The organism is Lentilactobacillus kefiri, assembly GCF_007989105.1.
Lineage (GTDB): Bacteria > Bacillota > Bacilli > Lactobacillales > Lactobacillaceae > Lentilactobacillus > Lentilactobacillus kefiri.
Genome location: NZ_BJVK01000039.1, coordinates 1 through 17,299, shown reverse-complemented (window position 1 = coordinate 17,299; position 17,299 = coordinate 1). Strand labels below are relative to the sequence as shown.

The 17,299-nt window shown below is 38.4% G+C and carries 15 protein-coding genes; 7 read left to right on the top strand and 8 right to left on the bottom strand.

Annotated elements, in window-relative coordinates; translation table 11 throughout:
- The 3 genes from LKE01_RS10135 to LKE01_RS10125 all read right to left on the bottom strand — a co-directional run.
- On the bottom strand, positions 1-514 hold a 514-nt coding region (locus LKE01_RS10135; RefSeq protein ID WP_146979228.1), incomplete at its 3' end, for a DUF262 domain-containing protein.
- A gap of 108 nt (positions 515-622) precedes the next feature.
- Positions 623-1,468 (bottom strand): hypothetical protein, encoded by an 846-nt coding sequence (locus tag LKE01_RS10130; RefSeq protein WP_054769660.1) that lies wholly within the window; start codon positions 1,466-1,468, stop codon positions 623-625.
- A 27-nt stretch (positions 1,469-1,495) separates the two neighbouring features.
- The gene (locus tag LKE01_RS10125; protein WP_056982804.1) at positions 1,496-1,855 is read right to left on the bottom strand and encodes a hypothetical protein; all 360 of its coding nucleotides are present in this window, start codon (positions 1,853-1,855) and stop codon (positions 1,496-1,498) included.
- A 300-nt stretch (positions 1,856-2,155) separates the two neighbouring features.
- On the opposite strand from LKE01_RS10125, the gene LKE01_RS10120 reads away from it, so the two are divergent.
- The 6 genes from LKE01_RS10120 (at position 2,156) to LKE01_RS10095 (ending at position 9,157) form a co-directional block, all read left to right on the top strand.
- Entirely contained in the window at positions 2,156-3,298 is a 1,143-nt protein-coding gene (locus LKE01_RS10120; RefSeq protein ID WP_056982802.1) for an exonuclease SbcCD subunit D, read from the top strand.
- On the top strand, positions 3,298-6,435 hold the full coding sequence (locus LKE01_RS10115; protein ID WP_056982800.1) for an AAA family ATPase: 3,138 nt from the start codon (positions 3,298-3,300) through the stop codon (positions 6,433-6,435). Before LKE01_RS10120 ends, LKE01_RS10115 begins: the two co-directional genes overlap by 1 nt.
- A 429-nt stretch (positions 6,436-6,864) precedes the next feature.
- Positions 6,865-7,347 carry a hypothetical protein gene (locus LKE01_RS10110; protein WP_056982798.1) on the top strand — a complete coding sequence of 161 codons (483 nt, stop codon included), beginning with the start codon at positions 6,865-6,867 and terminating at the stop codon, positions 7,345-7,347.
- 6 nt (positions 7,348-7,353) lie between these two features.
- Positions 7,354-7,872: a hypothetical protein gene (locus LKE01_RS10105; RefSeq protein WP_056982796.1), complete on the top strand. Its 519-nt coding sequence runs from the start codon at positions 7,354-7,356 to the stop codon at positions 7,870-7,872.
- A 279-nt stretch (positions 7,873-8,151) separates the two neighbouring features.
- Complete coding sequence (locus LKE01_RS10100) at positions 8,152-8,622, top strand: hypothetical protein (RefSeq protein WP_056982794.1); 471 nt, start codon at positions 8,152-8,154, stop codon at positions 8,620-8,622.
- Positions 8,623-8,632: 10 nt separating this feature from the next.
- A complete protein-coding gene (locus tag LKE01_RS10095) occupies positions 8,633-9,157 on the top strand; it encodes a hypothetical protein (RefSeq protein ID WP_056982792.1) in 525 nt (174 codons plus the stop codon).
- 260 nt (positions 9,158-9,417) lie between these two features.
- On the opposite strand, the gene LKE01_RS10090 is transcribed toward LKE01_RS10095, so the two are convergent.
- From LKE01_RS10090 to LKE01_RS10070, 5 genes are all read right to left on the bottom strand, one after another.
- Complete coding sequence (locus tag LKE01_RS10090) at positions 9,418-10,323, bottom strand: abortive infection family protein (protein ID WP_056982791.1); 906 nt, start codon at positions 10,321-10,323, stop codon at positions 9,418-9,420.
- Positions 10,324-10,581: 258 nt separating this feature from the next.
- Complete coding sequence (locus LKE01_RS10085) at positions 10,582-11,631, bottom strand: LacI family DNA-binding transcriptional regulator (RefSeq protein WP_054769672.1); 1,050 nt, start codon at positions 11,629-11,631, stop codon at positions 10,582-10,584.
- A gap of 162 nt (positions 11,632-11,793) precedes the next feature.
- Positions 11,794-13,212: a glucuronate isomerase gene (gene uxaC, locus LKE01_RS10080; RefSeq protein WP_054769674.1), complete on the bottom strand. Its 1,419-nt coding sequence runs from the start codon at positions 13,210-13,212 to the stop codon at positions 11,794-11,796.
- A 20-nt stretch (positions 13,213-13,232) separates the two neighbouring features.
- Complete coding sequence (locus LKE01_RS10075) at positions 13,233-14,858, bottom strand: tagaturonate epimerase family protein (RefSeq protein ID WP_056982789.1); 1,626 nt, start codon at positions 14,856-14,858, stop codon at positions 13,233-13,235.
- Positions 14,859-14,909: 51 nt separating this feature from the next.
- Entirely contained in the window at positions 14,910-16,361 is a 1,452-nt protein-coding gene (locus LKE01_RS10070; RefSeq protein WP_056982787.1) for a glycoside-pentoside-hexuronide (GPH):cation symporter, read from the bottom strand.
- Positions 16,362-16,771: 410 nt separating this feature from the next.
- Here LKE01_RS10070 and LKE01_RS10065 point away from each other — a divergent pair, with 410 nt between their 5' ends.
- A complete protein-coding gene (locus tag LKE01_RS10065) occupies positions 16,772-17,095 on the top strand; it encodes a hypothetical protein (protein WP_056982785.1) in 324 nt (107 codons plus the stop codon).
- Positions 17,096-17,299 lie beyond the last annotated feature (204 nt).

Below are 17,299 nucleotides of genomic sequence, written 5' to 3'. Positions count from 1 at the left end.
TAGAAGAATCTAAAGCTTCGGCACTTTTATGAGTAAGCGCATAAAAATACTTTTCTAATTCGCCATTATTCGTGGAACGTTGTTCAACAATTAGCGATGCATCGTCTCCTTCGTTCTCTCCACGAATCAACTTTCTAACAGCATTCCTAATGTCTCGCAGCTTATCGCCCCGATCAAGATCAGATAATGACGTGTCTTTTGCAAAGTTGTCTTGATACATTTTAGTGGCAATGTCTTTAATAACAGCCATGAAAATAAGACTAGTTGTTAATCTTTGTTGCCCATCAATAATTTCTTGGCGGCCATCTTCGTTTTTAAACGTCACAATTTGGCCAAAGAAGTGACTATTCCGATTTCCTTCAACAAGATCAACTAGATCGTCCCAAAAATCAACAATCTGATCGCTTTCCCAATCGTAGTTTCTTTGATACATAGGAACAGTGAAGTTGTTATCTTTAAACAATTCACCCATTCTAAATCTTGATGGTTGTGGTATTTCTACAAATGATGACATGATTACCCTCCGAATTATTAAACCTATTTTTTATAATTTTACTATATACAACATTCGATAAGAAGAAACGAACGCTTTCTTTTTAAAAACGTGCTCTGAATCTAGAGCTCAGTTCTTAAACGAATCATCCCCACTATTCTCCCCATAAAAAACGCCGTCCAGCCAGCCGTTATCATACCTGGCCGAAGCGTCATCCATCTCTGGATCAACATGAGAAGGTCCTTGAGGATCATGGCGATGGCGAATATGGTGAACGATACCCCAGAGGATAATTAAGCCAATTGCGATTAACCAAAGGTCACCCTCGCTCATCCCTTGATTGTCCTTTGGGTTAGTGCTTTTCGTATTCACAAATGAAGTGACAAAGTTCACCGTGTCCATCACATTTGCTTGGCCATAGTCCTTAAAATTAAGCTGGTGTGTCATAATCCGATTCCTGAGATCACCAATATGATCCTTAGAAATATCTGAAAAGATCGGCATGACCGGATACTTAAATTTTGGATCAACTACAATAATATTTATATAGCTGCTAGCTCCGTCTAATTTCTCTTCAACATCTATATCCGTTGAATTTTCACTTAGGTTCGTGTAATCCTGGATCAAATCAAAGGCGAAAATTTGCGTTGCATCTTGTAAACTAAGCAAGCTAAAGCCTGATTCTTTGATGGTTTCAAGATCCAATGAACTATTAACCGAATCATAGTGATATGGGCTTTGATTAGTCGATATGAACCAAATCTCTTGATGATATGGCTTGTTCGCAAGCTTCTCATTTTCGTCCATGATCTGCTGCTTTTGCTGGTCAGTCAAAATATTAAGCTGATCATCAATGACAGGCTTAGCGTGCCAAAATGCAAATGAATTTCTGGCAAAAATGACCATGCCCATTAACATGATGAGGGTAAACAACCCCGCTCTTATTAAACTGTTAATTCTTAGCTTCATTTCCATTTATCGTGGACTCCCCTCAGAGTCGGATTATCTGTGATATCTTATAGTTCCGCTGCCACCTTGTGATAGTGGTGTGCCATGGTAAAGATAGCCATGAAAAATGTGATAAGGTTCTAGGTCAAAACCGCCTTTCACATATGGCGTATAATACTTTCCATCTTTAATTACACGCTTAAAAGTAGTATGAGAACTGTAGTGATGCCCCTTGGTTCCTGTATAGATATGATATTTAGTAATCTTTAATTTTAGATGGCCACGATACCAGACGTGTCTGAATGATCTTGGCATGCCAGTCAGTGTTTTCGCATTTGCCGTTACTGACGGACCAGCAACAACCCCAAACAAAATCAATGACGCAACAAACAACAAAGTCTTCTTAAACTTCATAACCCCAACACTCCCAAAAATATTTTTATGTATGGCATGCATTCATCATAACCAAATTTGCAATTAATAATTAAACTATATGGCCTTAAAATCCAATACATTTCACCTACAAAAAGTAAGCTAAATGCCCATCTGCACTGGCATATTATAATAATACGCCAAAATTCATAGAATAACTATATTGTTATTAGATTTTAATATAAAAGCTGAAGTGAAAATTCAATTTCAATCATTATTTGTGGCTGATTAAATGTATACTATCAATAAGAACTTACGTACCCTAAGAAAGGACTTACACTCATGCGCCTATTACACACCGCCGACTGGCACATTGGCCGCCGGCTTCACGGATTTGACTTAACAGAAGAACAGGAAAATGCCTTTAACCAAATCGAAAAAATCGCTCTGGATGAAAAAGTCGACGGCATCATCATTGCCGGCGACCTTTACGACTGCAGCATGCCATCCGAAGACTCAGTCGGAATCCTCAACTCCGTGATTGAAAAGCTCAACCTTAAGGACAAATTGCCGGTCTATGCGATTTCCGGCAACCATGACAGCGCCATTCGTTTATCAACTGGTACAAAGTGGTTCAAACAGACCCATTTTTACTTACATACTCAACTTGAAGAGGCATTCAAACCAGTAGAGCTTCCCGATACGCAGATCTTTCTGCTGCCCTACTTTGAATTGTTTGCCGCTCAACAATATTTCAATGACGATTCCATCAAACAACTGGATCAAGCTTTCAAGCTCATATCCGACAAAATGAAGTCGTTTTTTGTTCCAAATAAGTCTCACATCTTGGTGGCCCATTTCTTCGCAGATGGCAGTGCCACCACCGATTCTGAAATCAAGCTAACGGTCGGTGGATTAGCCTCTGTCCCAGTTTCACTACTCAAGGATTTTGACTATGTTGCCCTGGGTCATTTGCATGGCAAGGATGCTTTGCATGCAAAACGGGCGCGATATAGCGGCTCGCCGGTGAAGTTCTCCTTATCAGAAGCCAACCAGAAAAAGGGTGTTTACATCATCGATACCGATCCATTCAAACTGACCTTTAAACCAATTACACCCATCAGAGATGTGAAGGTATTGACCGACAGCTTTGACACGCTCACAGATGAAGCCATTTATAAGAAGCAAAATCTCGACAACTACTTCGGCATCACGTTAACCGACACCAAGCTCATCCCCAACGCAATGGCCAGACTGCGCAACATTTACCCCAACATCATCTCGCTGGCATGGGAAAACGGCTATGCGGATGCCTTGGACTACGATGGTGAAAACGGTAAAGAAATTCGTCAAAAAGATCCCATGGACCTGCTGAAAGAATTCTACGAAAAAGTCGCCAATGATACGTTGACACCACAGCAACAAAAGTGGGCAGCAAGTGCACTCAAGGACGCCAACAAACCTGATTCAGGAGGTAAAAACTAGTGAAGCCATTAAAACTACACATGGAAAATTTCGGCCCGTATGAAAATGAAACGATTGATTTTACTGAGCTGAACAAGTCTTCTGTATTCTTAATTTCAGGAAATACCGGTAGTGGGAAAACCACCATTTTTGACGCGATCACTTTTGCCCTGTACGGCCAGGGAATCACTGATGACCGGAACCCCGCTTTGTTGCGCTCCGATTTTGCGGATTTTGATTCGCCAACCAAAGTGGATTTAACGTTTGAACACCAAGGAATCACCTACCAAATATCTCGGGAACCGGTTCAGGTGTTAAACAAGAAACGGGGTACCGGCCAAAAGGAATATGGCGCCAAAGGTAAGCTTGATATTTTTGAGAACGGCAAAAAAGTAGACGAAATCACCAAGCTCGCAAAAATTGGGACAAAGATTGATGATATTCTCCAACTGGATCGAAAACAGTTTGTTCAAATCGTCCTATTACCTCAGGGAGATTTCCAAGAATTTCTGGCAGCCAGCAGTGATCAAAAGGAAAAATTATTGCGGAACATTTTCCACACCAGCCTGTATCGTAAATGGGGCGATGTGCTAAACGACAAGCTCAAGCAAAAGGTCCGCGACTCCACCGGTTGGCAGGATTCTATCAAGCAAAATTTGTCGGCCATCACATGGATTGACGCGCCGGAAAATATTGCCTACCAAAATACCGAATCCCAAATTGAGGCGCTCAAACAGCAGCAAGCCACATCCAACAAGGCTTTGAAACAACTGGATGCCCAGGTAAAGCAACTTAATAAAAAATACGATACCAAGAATCAGCAGCTGGTCGCCCACCAGGAAACCAACAAACAAATTGATGCCTTGGAGACGGCCAAGAAACGACAGGCAGAATTACAAGCTGACAAGCCAAAATTTGATCAATTAGAAAAACAATTAACTGACTTGTCGTGGGCAAAAGACTTAAAGCCAAAGCATGATCAATTTCAGCAAAGCCAAGCCGATGTGAAACAGTATCAAGCCGAGATTCAATCAGTCAAAGAACAATTGGCCGGTGCTGCCTCTGAACAAAAAGGCTTGACCGAAACTCAGCACAAGCTCGATGATCAAAAAGACCACCAAAATCAAATGAGTGATGAAACGGCGGTGTTGGCAAAACAACGGGAGTCGTTTGAAAAACGGGACCAATTAAAGCAACAAATTGCAGCCTCAAAACAACATGTCTCTCAATTGATATATCAGGTTTCTGATAATAAGGAGCAATCTAAGAAGCTATCAGACGAACTGGCGAAGCTTGAAAAAGAATTGAATAACCAGTCCAACCTAACCGAACAGCTTTCAAGTGCCAATCAAAAATCGCAGACGGTAAACAATTTTGCCGAAAAGATTACTGCTTTAATTGCCTCTGATCAAAAAAATCACCAGCTAAAATCGAAAATTGCTAGCGACACTGATTCACTGAAAGATGCCACGTCTAAAAGACAAAAATGCCAAGACGAAGCTGATAATCTGAACAACATCCGGATCCAAAACGAAATCAGCAAGCTGGTCGAACAGCTAAAGCCGGGAACGCCCTGCCCAGTATGTGGTGGAACCGACCATCCTGCGCCGGCCCACCTTTCTCCTGAAAAAAATGTGACGGATGCCCAGCTGAAGACTGCAAATAGTATGCTGAATAAAGCCATCACATCAGAATCTACGTATAAATCTGAAGTACAAACCAATCAAAAACGCTTGGATGAGCAGGTTAAAGCTTATGATCAACAATTCAAAAAGTTAATCGCCGATATTGAAGCCGACCTCAAACTTCAGAGTGTATCATCTGATTTAAATGAGGTCGCAAAGCAACTTAATGCCATTCAAGAAGACAACAATAAAACGATCAATGGCATCAATAGCCAGATTGCTCATTTGAAAGCTCAAAGCAAAAAGAAAGTTTCTGTCCAAAACGGCCTATCGAAGTTAAGTGATCAACTTGAGAGTTTGAATCAATCATTGAGTGATGCTTCGGGTGACTTATCTGCCAAGACTGGTGCGTTAAATGAGCTTGAGCGGGGATTGCCTTCTGAATTTACCAACCTGGAGGCCCTTGATAATCATTTGGCTGAACTCAAAAATGCGATTGACGTTTATACAAAGAACGTGAAGCAAAACAATGAAGCTTTGAGTAATGTCAAAACGCATATTGGCTCTCTCAAAGGCAAGCAGCAGAGTCTTGCCAGTGAGCTAGATAAGTCTGAAGAGTCAGTCAACAAGTTCCAACTTGAGATCACTGATGCAGTTCGCGATAAATTTGGCGACGAGGATTGGCGTCCATTTGAAATCCTCCTGCAAAGCCTTGATAATATTCAGGACCTGCAGCATCAACTTGACGACTACAACGATTCAATCAAGCAGGTTGTGAACGATGTTGATCACTTTAAGAAGGAAATCGGTGATAAACAAAAAGTTGACTTGGAGAAGGAACAGGCAGTTGTCAATGACCTTTCTAACCAACTTGATGAGTTGCGGAAAAAATACAGTCACGAACACGAACAGTTTGCCGTTAACAAAAACACCTTGGAAAATATCGTCAAGAATTACAAAAAAGTCAAAACGCAAGCTGAAGAGATCAACCAATTGCAACAACTTGTTGATTCGATTAACGGTAAAGGAGCCAACAAACTGGGCCTGGAACGGTATGTATTAAGAGCAGAATTGGCAGAGATTCTTCAAGTAGCCAACCAGCATTTAAAGAAATTAAGTTCCGGCAGATATCTCCTCAGATTGCACAAAGAACCCGGTTCTTATCAAAAGAATACTGGGCTGGAAATTGATGTCTTTGATGGCGATGTCGGTGAAAACAGAAACGTCCATACTTTATCCGGCGGGGAAAGCTTCATCGTTGCCCTCAGCTTGGCATTAGCCTTGGGTGAGGTCATTCAAAACGAAGCCGGTGGCATTAGTATCGACACTTTGTTCGTTGATGAAGGATTCGGAACACTGGATCAAGATTCCCTTTCAACCGCAATGGCAGCCCTGGAAAGCATTGAGAGTAATGACCGAACTATTGGAATCATTAGTCATGTGCAGATGTTGCAGCAGAGTATTCCTTGTCAGCTGAGGGTTAAAGCTGTTGGTCAAGGGAAGAGTCATGCGAAGGTGTTGAATGTGGGTTAATAATTGAATATGTAATGAAAGCAGCGCAAATTGTTGAATTTGCGCTGCTTTTTGTTTATGGATACTTAATTGATTTCAGTTAGCTTATTAGTTAGGGCTTATAGCCTTAACCACCACCGGAAGGCCAAGGAATTTGATAATTAGACTACGTCGTTTCAGGAGTATCTTATAAGTGTCTCTCAGGTTCTGTCTCACACATTGACTACTATCGAGTAGGGATAGTTATCTCATCAGCCATCATTTAACTAATCCATCAAAGATGAAGCATCAAAATTACGCTGCTTGCTTTGAATTTAACTTTGTTATAAAACAGGTTCTTTGCATATTCACGTATATTTAATCGATGTCGTTTAATGAAAAACTTTAGCGGTATAATTGTTAGGTGAAAGTTTTGAGGGCTTTCACAATACAATATTAAGGGGTATTCATATGGGAAAACATAAATGGTTAGTAGTTCTATTAATCAGCTTTGGCTTTTGCGTTGGGGCATTATCGTCAACTAATGTTTCGGCATCTAAGCAGCTATCGTCGGTACCAAAAAGCTTGCGGGGAACTTGGAGACAGTATTCATCAGATGGTAGTGATTATTTTGGCAAAATTCATTTTACGGCCAAAACAACTTATTACTATCAAAAATCACATGGCAAGTATCACAAAATTAGTTATAAGTTTGCGACACGATCACCAAACACTACGGATAAGACACCCATTCATAATGAAAATTACTATTATGGGCATGGTAAATATAGTTTTTGGTGGCAGTTAAGTACTTATACGTATGCAACCATGCACCCTGACTATTATCGGCTGACTAACCGAAATATCTTCGGCCACAAACGTCATGTGCTACTTGAATATTATGGTGTCGGCTGGCATGGAAGCCCATCAGTCATGATTAAGGTTAAGAGGTAGTCAACAATGAAAAATATTTGGAAAGTAATTATTTTAACAGCTTTAATGGTGACAATGGGCTTAGGAATTAATACGTTAACGACTAATTCAGCATCGGCTAGTTCATACACTACCGCCAAAAGTATTCGTGGACATTGGTATCGGTATAGTAGATACGACAAATTGTATTATTGCATGAGCATCAAAGCCCACTCAGCTTCAACCTATCAGCAACACTTATCTGGAAGGATTTCGTATTATAAACTTTATACACCACACATGAGTGGCTCCCATCGCTTAAAAATTACAATCGGAAAACATGCTCGTAAGGGTTCCAATACAGTTTATAATTTGAATAACGCTAAATATGATTATCAAATGATCCCATCAGTTTGGTCATCACATATGACCATCTTTGGTCAAAGACATCACGTTTTAAAGAGTTACTACAATATGGGTGCCTTTAACGTTTACTTTCATCACAAAGTTAAACATGATTACAGCTACACGCATCTTAAACATTATCAATACTTTATTGGGCGTTGATCCTAATCGCTTAGCTCGGTCATATATTGACCGAGCTTTTCTTTTGATCAAAAAAAACTGTAGTACCTTTTAATCATTTGATTCACAGTTGCTGGGTTCATGTATAGTTAATAAAAGTAAAATATGACTTACAAACTGGAACTTAGTCAAAGATTCACTTGAAAATTGTATTTTGAAAGTTACCATTTGAACTACAAATTCAGGTTCATTTCAAAGTAGTATAATTAAAGCATCAATCTTTGAGGGGGTTGAAATAAGTACGTTTGGGGATTTACATATATGAAAAAGCATAAGACGTTAATGCTGCTTCTGGTGGGGATCGGAATAACAACCGGCAGCTTTTTTGCTAGTAATGTTTCTGCCAGTTCAGTGTTAAAGACAGTTCCAAGAAGCATGCGTGGAACGTGGAAAGAATATTCACCAAGTGGCAGTCGGTTTTATGGTAAAGATGTGTTTCGGGCAAAATCCACGACTGAATATTCTTATGACAGTCACCATTACACTAAATACAGTTACCATCTTGCTTACTATCATTTAGCCAACGGACATCCACGGGTTAATCCAATTTATAGTTTTGGACACGGACGTTATTCAATTTATTGGGGATTAAAAGGCTTTAAATACGGTACCATGCACCCGAGTTACTATCGGGTAACAACCAAGAAAATTTTTGGCCATATTCGTCCTGTAATTCTTGAATACTATGGAGCTGGCTTTGTGGGTACTCCAGGCGTCTTGATTAGAAAGTAGAGATATCAAAATGAAGAAACTTTGGAAATTAATGATTTTAACAGGACTAATGCTGGCCATTGGTTTAGCAATTAATACTGTGACAGCTCAAAAGGTCTCAGCTAATTCATACACAACTGCAAAAAGCATCCGCGGAAATTGGTATTCGTGGAATACTTATGTTAATGCTTACAGTGTTATTAAAGTAAAAAAGCATTCAGTTGTAACCTATAATCAATCAACTCGTGGAAGCATCTCCTATTATCGGGTATATACACCGCATATGACCGGATCACGGAAACTATCAATCAGTATTTATAAACACGCTAAAAAAGGCAGTAATAATGTCTACGACTTAAACCGTGGGTACCGGTTGCCGGCATATAAACGTATTGGCTTTGTCTGGTCATCACACAAAGCCTTGTATGGTCATAAGTATCACGTCTTAAAGAATTATCTTTTGGGCGGAGTCTTCTTTGTTTATTTCCACCACAAAATTAAGCATGATTATGGCTACACCCATATGAAACATTGGGAGTATTTCTTAGGACGTTAAAGCAGTCTCCCAATATATACAGGCATCGGAAAAGGCCATGTTGATGGTCTTTTTTCGTACAAAAAAGGCTTAAATCAGTTTTAACACTAATCTAAGCGCTCAAATGGTGGATAATTGAATTATTTTAGTTAGTTAAACTATTTCTAGTCAACAATATATAAAAAGGTCAAATCTAGTATTTAGCCTTTTTGATGTGCATTTATGCTTCAGCTACTAATCCATCAAATTACAAAATCATTTATAATTGAAATGAAAATATATTATGTTCGTTCGTTACGGTTATTTATTCCCAAGTAGTAGGTGGCCAGAGTAACTGCGGAATTCAATATTAGTTCTGCTTCTGCCCGTTGAATTTTGACTCTGCTTGACGAGCCATGTGCGTCACTATTGTTATTTCGCATGTCAGTAATTGCATCTACAATTTTGTTCAGCCCACTTACCATAGTTAAAATAGAGTGATTCCAAGTGTTATCCGGCTTTATCCCCAATATGAGATTTACTTTTTTCCTATATTGCCCAATATCCCCATTCTCTTTAAAATCAACCTGCTGATCTTGGAGTATTTGAATGAAAACTGATTCTATAAGTGTCCTTGACTTTGTAACAATGCTATCTAGATCATTATTGTTAAAGTCCACTTTGGAATTATCCAGAAGTTTCTTTATGTAATCATCATCAATGATCTTACTAGTATCAGCGACTATCTTTGCTTGATCATTTGAATTAATCATAACAAATGTATTACCATTATACACAAGTTTTTTGCCTGATACAGATAACTCCAGATTGATCCTCCTGATCAATTCTTGCCTTATGACTTGAGCAATATACCTATTATTCTTTTCACATTCTTCGAATATGTTGTCAGTTTGTTCGTAGGGCGGTTCCCCCTTGAGGTTATTTTTAATGACATCTTTGACAGCTTTGTTAATATTCATTACCAAAAGAAAATATTCTAAAAATTTGGTCATATCGTTTTCATTATGCAAACTTGAAAGTATGGTTTGCATCATTTGCCATCGACTACCACTCAAATTACCTACACCAAATTTAATTCCCAGATTTTGAATTTCATTTCCCGTCATGTAAGGAAATACATCTCCATCAATGAAAAGATCTATTACAGAGCGTTGATTCAAGATCAAAAAGGTCTCCTGCCCCATCATACCCAACCTCATTTCTATAGATTATCACGCTATTTTTAAATATCTTTACCATTCGTTGCCATGCTATAGATACTATAGAACTTAGACAGACTCAAACCAATAATTTCTGCATGTCTATGCTTCAAGCAATTAATCAAAAGATGTCACTGAAGTATAGACTAAATCCTCTACATGATCTCCGTGTGTGACTAACATGGTAGGCCTTGTTAACAAATTTAAGCAATGACTTTTCAATCTTACACTCAGATTATTGAGAACCTATTTACTAGAAAAATGAATCTTATTCATATCGAGCACTGAGCTTCGAACAATGATTTCCGGATTAACCACTTTTTGTTCAATGTCATCATGTTGCTTATTGTCCATCATCTCAACCAATCGAGAAACTCCCATTCCAATAATTGTGGAGGTTGGCTTTCTAACAGTCGTCAACGGCGGTACCAAGTACTTAGAATACCCCATATCATCAAACCCAATAATTGAAATATCTCGCGGAACTTGATAACCCAATTCAATACAGGCATTCAATGCACCAAGTGCCATATCATCATTTTCGCAAATAACACAACTGGGGATATCACCGCCAGACAATATTTGACGCATTAAAATATTCCCACTCTTCGGCTGATAATCACCTTGCTTAACGAGCCCAGAATCCACCTTAATATCATGAGCATCAAGTGCATCCATAAAACCCTTTGTTCGATGAGCAGACGACTCAAATTTATTCAGCCCCTTAATGAGAGCAAACTTACGATGGCCCATGCGAATCGCATATTCAGTTGCAATTTTACCTCCAAGTTCATCCCCGACCGCATAGTTATTAATGTCATTACGATTAATGACTCGGTTTAAAACAACAATGGGAATACCGGTCTTATGCAGATATTCAATGAATTCATCGTCCGAAGCAGACTGGCTAATCACAATAATGCCATCAAAGTTACTAACGGAAATCCCTTGTTCATCCATCGCGTTATCAACACTGTTAATTGACAGGGAATAACCCTTGGGTAGGAGACCCTGTGCCTGCTCGATAACCTCAGTTAAAAAGCTGGCTGATGTACCAGTATCCAAATTGGTGAAAAAGATACCAATCATATAAGAACGATTTGTTACCAACCGTTTTGCACTTAAATTGGGCACGTATCCAACCTGTTTGGCAATCTTCGTAATCTTATCCCGGGTGGCAGGCTTGACCAGCGAACTCCCATTAAGGGCCCTGGAGACAGTTGTATGTGAAACATTCGCCATCTTTGCAATGGTCAAAATTGTGACTGCATTTTCATTCTTATCAATTTCTGGCATGTCTCCAGCACCTCCTCAAGTCTTAATTTCATCGAAATAATTATCGCGTTATCAGCCAATTACGTCAAGCTTACTAGTACTATTAATTATACTATAAAGAGGGTGGCAAAGTATGATGCCACCCTCTTCGTAAACCTATTTATTTTTAGTTAAACAATTTCCCTAGTCTAAGAAACCAAAGTAATTTCGTGCGTTGTTATATGAAATATCCTGAACAATTCTCCCAAGCTTTTCAGAATTATTTGGAACTCGTCCTTGTTCAACTAACTTACCATAGAAGTTGCAAAGCACCCTCCGGAAGTACTCATGTCGTGGATAAGATAAGAAGCTTCTAGAATCAGTAAGCATACCAACAAAGTGTGGCAACAAACTTTCTTGTGCAAAGATTCGTAACTGATCATCCATGCCTTCAGCTGTATCATTAAACCACCAGCCGGCACCAAGCTGGAGCTTTTGGACCGTCCCGCCTTGGAAGCAGCCCATCATGGTTGCTAGCTGCATCCAATCATTGTTATTCAATGAATAGAAAATAGTCTTAGGAACATTATCAGTATCTTGCATTTTTGTAAACAGCTTGGTCAAATGAGTTACAATATCAGGCTGAGTTCCCACGGCATCATAACCAGTATCAGGACCGAGCTTGTCAAACATTGGTCGATTAAGATCACGATTTGAATTGACGTGGAATTGCATAGTCCAGTTAAACTCAGTATTAAGCTTCATCAAGTTTTCTAACAGCATTGTCAAATATTGATCTATTTCATCTTGACTTAGTGCCTGGTTTTGAATCCCTTTATTAACAATTGAATTCAATTCGCCATCGCTAGCTTCCTTAAAATGATAGGTCAATAAAGAATGATCCGATAAACGGCCCCCCATTTCGTTAAAGAACTCAAATCTTTGATGAATGGCTTTGATAATATCGTTAAAGTTTTGAATTTCCACACCCGAAACTTTACTCAAGGTTTGCAAGTATTCACCGAATGAATCCCTATCAATTTGAATCAACTTATCAGGTCGCATTGCTGGCAATGTTTTAAAACCACTTTGGTCTTCTTCCTGTTTGAGCAATTTGTGATATTTCAAATCAGATGCTGGATCGTCAGTTGTGCAAACAACCTGAACATTTGAATTCTTAATTAAATTGCGCGGCTTAAAGTCATCCTTTTGAAGCAATTCATTGGCTTTTTTCCAGATTTCAGGAGCCGACTTCTCAGTTAATTCCTGATCAATATGGAAGAATCTACGCAATTCTAGATGAGTCCATTCATATAATGGATTACCATAGGAATTTTCGATCGTTTTAGCCCATTCGATAAACTTTTTGTATTCATCACCGTCACCAGTAATATATTTTTCATCAACCCCGTTTGCCCGCATTAGGCGCCATTTATAATGGTCACCATATGTTCCTTCATTAAGCCAAATACGAGTAATGTTAGGATAATTCTTGTTTTTATAAATTTCTTCGGGGTTTAAATGGCAATGAAAATCGATAATTGGCATTTTTTCCGCATAGTCATGGAACAACGTTTTGGCTGTATCATTGCCTAATAAGAAATCATCATTTAATAAAGTCATGATCAATTAATCGCTCCTCTTTAATCGTTTGCTGTCGTTTGAAGCTTTTGAGCGCTTTCTTTAGAGATGTCACTCTTGGGTTCGTATTTGTCCCGTGCTTCTTTTTTTGTTTTGACAATTCCCTGAAGAAGATCCAAATGTTCTGCGATATGGATGTTTAAGTAACGGTCATACAGTGCTTGGTTCTGCAATAAAATAGTCCAGAACTTGTCGCGATAAACATAGTGATAGTTATGTTTCAAGTTCATAATAGATCCGTACATAGTATGAAGGATTTGACGTGCATCATCGTTATCCAACAGATCCATAACGTTTTCTGTATTCATATCCTTAGGCTTTGGTGCGGTACCGTCAGTTTGCGCATTGAATACATAGAAATCTTTAACATCATCTAAGTTTTCGTATGAGAACTTGTAAAGTTCCAGCATGAATTTTGGATCCTTATGAGCGATTACTCGTAAAGCCTCAAGCCAGTTGGTTCCGGCTGTTTTAACATGCCAGCCATGTTGCTTAGAAACTCGGCCAATGATTTCATAAACTGAAAGTTTATCTGATCCTGAGTGAATACTGAGTTTGTAACCAAAATGTTCAGCAATCGCTTCATGGATAACATATTCGCGCTCAAAACGTTTCGTATCACCAATGTAATCAATGGCTTTCTGGAATTCACCATAGAAACGAGGAGCCATTGTTACAGGGGTAATGCCGCGACGATTTAATTCATTGGCAAAGAAGTAATGGTTGGGATTTGTTGTTTGGTAAGGTGTTTCATCCATTGAAATTTCAAAGTCCAAGTTATAAGGAACGACGAACTTGGTGTAAATTCCAGCAGCAAACAAAATTGCATCATAAAAAGTTAAAACTGACTCTTCAACATCATGTTTCGTAAACTTAACGGAGCGCCCGTCACCTAAATTAAAGGTTTTGTTCAGATAAGTATCATTAAAATATTTAATTTGGTCAGGATCTAATTGGTTAAAGCGCTTATCAAGTTCTTCATCATTTAATTCAACAATGTCGTTATTAATCTCTTCGGTACAATCCAAAGTAATCATTGAGCAACCAATTTTAACTGCATAATCGACCTCATAAGGTGTTTTAACATGGTCACCATCTGCACCCCAACCGTATGTGAATCCTTCTTCAAAAACGGCCCATGAAGCAGATTGGAACACATCAGTATTGGTTCGGTGCATTAATACTAATTCCCGAATTGATTGTTGTGCCAAGACAGGCATGATGCCACGTCCTTTGAATAAACGTAAGTGGGCATTTGACGCATTACCTAGTCGATCACCTAATCCGAAGGTGTATTTATAATTTCTTCGGGATGTTGGCCGCATCCATTGAAAGCGCTTGGCCAATGCATCATTATTCTGTTCGTTTAGCTCACCAACCAGTAACGTTGAATCACGGTCTTCCAAAACTTCTTCAGCCTGGAATTCACCAACAGTAGAGCGGTTTTCATAAACAACCAAACTCTTTTCAATAATGTTCTTTTCATTAGTGTGATGAAGAATGAAGTAAACGTTTCTTCGATCAACCTGAATTGATGGGGCATAAATTTCTTTATTGCTAAGATTTGTGTAAGTGCCGTCTGCTTCCAAAATTTCCTTTACATCTTCCAATAAATTATTTAAATTCATGATAATTCCTCCAGTTTAGTTTAGTGATTTTTAAAGTTCCTAATAAACAAATTATTTACCGATCTTGCCGCCTTCCCAACGACCGTGATCCAGATCATTAGCGATCTTTCCAAAGCGTTTATCATCAAGCTTATAAAGAAATCCAATAACAAAAGCTGCGATAACCAAGCAAATGCCAGGATAAAGTGTCATTGCAGCCTTAATTCCTCGAAGAGCACCAGCACTTTGGTGAGCATTAGCAACATAACCTGTTAAGGCTAAAATTCCTGATGATACCAAGGCTGCGATCGATTGAGCAATTTTTCTTGAGAAATTAAAAGCAGCGTACGTAATTCCTTCTTTTCTGACTCCTGAGCGCCATTCCCCATAATCAATTGCATTAGATACCATTGCCCAAGTAATTCCGTTTGGAATAGCTAATGCTGTATATCCAATCGTTACTAAGATGACGAAGACAACGACGTGATCAGGTAAAATGAAGTTCAATAAATTTGCAACGGCTCCAATTACAAAACTAACCATTGCAGTTCTTTTTTGACCGAAATGTTTGGTTAACATTGGGATCATAAATACTCCAAGAATTGAGCACCCCATCATAATGGCATTAATAATTGGCTGTAAGCCAATATTACCTAAGTTATACTCAGCATAGAAAACCATCATTTGATTGTTGGTATTCATAGCCGAAATAGTAAAAATTGTCATTAAGATTAATGCACCCAGTGGACCGTTCTTAAAAATAACTTTGAAGTAATCCTTGAAGCCTTCGTTTTGGGCATTCTTGTTTCTGTTCACGTGAACATTTTCTTTAGTACCCAAATAGCAGATGCCAAACATTAAAACACCAAATACGGCGAAAATAGCAGATGCCCAAAAGTAACCAAGTCGTTGATCGCTCCCACCAATCAAAACGGTCAACGGAATAAAGGCCACTCCAGCAATAAACTGAGCACCAACAGATCCAATCTGTCGTGTGGTTGCCATAAAGCTTCGATCCTGAACATTCCGCGACATAACTGATGCCAAAGAACCATATGGATCATTCGTAAAGGAATAAACTAATCCCCAAATCATGTACGCTGCGTACGCGTATATGATCTTCTGAGTCATTGACAATCCAGTTGGCATCATGAATGTAATTACGGTCAAGATCCCTAAAACAATAGCTGAGATCATCATAATAGGACGGAATTTACCACGTTTCCCAATTTTCTTACGATTATCAACAACGGAACCAGCAATTGGATCCATAAACGCATCAAATATTTTGGTAAAAGCAAAGATACCACCAACAACCCCTGCGCCAAGTCCAACACCGTCAATCCAAAATTTAGTTAAATATGATTGGCCAAGGTCAAACATAAATCCATTTCCAAAGTCGCCAAATCCATATGCAATTCTTTGATGTATAGGTATTCGTTTTGATGAGTCATTCATCAAATTGTCATCATGATTTTTTGCCTCACTGTTCGAAACGCTAGTTTTTGCAGCAGTACTTTCCATGACACACCTCCGAAGTTTAATTTAATATAGTTTTAAACGAGGCCTTCGTTTGTTAGCAATCAACTTAACTTGTTTTGTTAACGCTTACAACTATACCACACTTAAATGCACACGTGAACAGTTTTTTGAGGTTTTATTGAATTTCACATGCCAAACAATCCACCAAACATCGTTATTTACTGACAAAGTTCTTCTAAAAAAATCATTTGTGAAAAAACATCTCTTTTTTTGACTTAAACACACATTCTGCACACCAGGTAATACATATACACATACCAAATCACTGTCAGATAACGCTTTCAAGCTGTTTTCACGTTTGCATTATTAAAAAAATGAAGTAATATTGGAATTGAACAATTACACGAAAATGAATTTGAACTTTACAATACTAATAATTAGGAGTGCAATCTATGACACCAAAAACTTTTAAACAATCATTATCCTCAGATACAGCCTTTGAAAACTACCTTAAAAACTATTTTTTGACCAACAAAAGTCTCAACGGATCCTATGAAACTCATGAATACTTTGAAGATTATAGCGTTCGGCTTAATCGCCATTCTACTTTAACTTTAAAAACAACGACTTGCCTTGATATTGCAGCTGCAGCGATTCCTTTAAAACAAACTGAAAACATTAGTTTTCATGATTTCCGGCGATTAATATTGAATAAAAAATTTGCTGACATAAATGAAACTTTAGCTGAGGTGTTTGAACGGTCCCTGAAAGGCTAAAATTTCTATGATAGACAAGATTAATTCAAACATTGTGATCTGACATACTCCCATACAAAACGGTCAACATACAAACGTATTATTTTAAAAATTCCAAAGACAAAAAAATGCTTATGTGAAACAAATTGATTCGTTTCACATAAGCACCTTTGTAAATTGCATACTTCAAAACATTATTGTTATCTTGCTTAATTATCCTAATGG

Bases quoted from the DNA above. Each gene is read 5' to 3' on its own strand.
- LKE01_RS10130 (WP_054769660.1), bottom strand. From the start codon at position 1,468: ATGGAAATGAAGCTAAGAATTAACAGTTTAATAAGAGCGGGGTTGTTT.
- LKE01_RS10125 (WP_056982804.1), bottom strand. From the start codon at position 1,855: ATGAAGTTTAAGAAGACTTTGTTGTTTGTTGCGTCATTGATTTTGTTT.
- LKE01_RS10120 (WP_056982802.1), top strand. From the start codon at position 2,156: ATGCGCCTATTACACACCGCCGACTGGCACATTGGCCGCCGGCTTCAC.
- LKE01_RS10110 (WP_056982798.1), top strand. From the start codon at position 6,865: ATGGGAAAACATAAATGGTTAGTAGTTCTATTAATCAGCTTTGGCTTT.
- LKE01_RS10105 (WP_056982796.1), top strand. From the start codon at position 7,354: ATGAAAAATATTTGGAAAGTAATTATTTTAACAGCTTTAATGGTGACA.
- LKE01_RS10100 (WP_056982794.1), top strand. From the start codon at position 8,152: ATGAAAAAGCATAAGACGTTAATGCTGCTTCTGGTGGGGATCGGAATA.
- LKE01_RS10095 (WP_056982792.1), top strand. From the start codon at position 8,633: ATGAAGAAACTTTGGAAATTAATGATTTTAACAGGACTAATGCTGGCC.
- LKE01_RS10090 (WP_056982791.1), bottom strand. From the start codon at position 10,323: ATGATGGGGCAGGAGACCTTTTTGATCTTGAATCAACGCTCTGTAATA.
- LKE01_RS10085 (WP_054769672.1), bottom strand. From the start codon at position 11,631: ATGCCAGAAATTGATAAGAATGAAAATGCAGTCACAATTTTGACCATT.
- uxaC (WP_054769674.1), bottom strand. From the start codon at position 13,212: ATGACTTTATTAAATGATGATTTCTTATTAGGCAATGATACAGCCAAA.
- LKE01_RS10075 (WP_056982789.1), bottom strand. From the start codon at position 14,858: ATGAATTTAAATAATTTATTGGAAGATGTAAAGGAAATTTTGGAAGCA.
- LKE01_RS10070 (WP_056982787.1), bottom strand. From the start codon at position 16,361: ATGGAAAGTACTGCTGCAAAAACTAGCGTTTCGAACAGTGAGGCAAAA.
- LKE01_RS10065 (WP_056982785.1), top strand. From the start codon at position 16,772: ATGACACCAAAAACTTTTAAACAATCATTATCCTCAGATACAGCCTTT.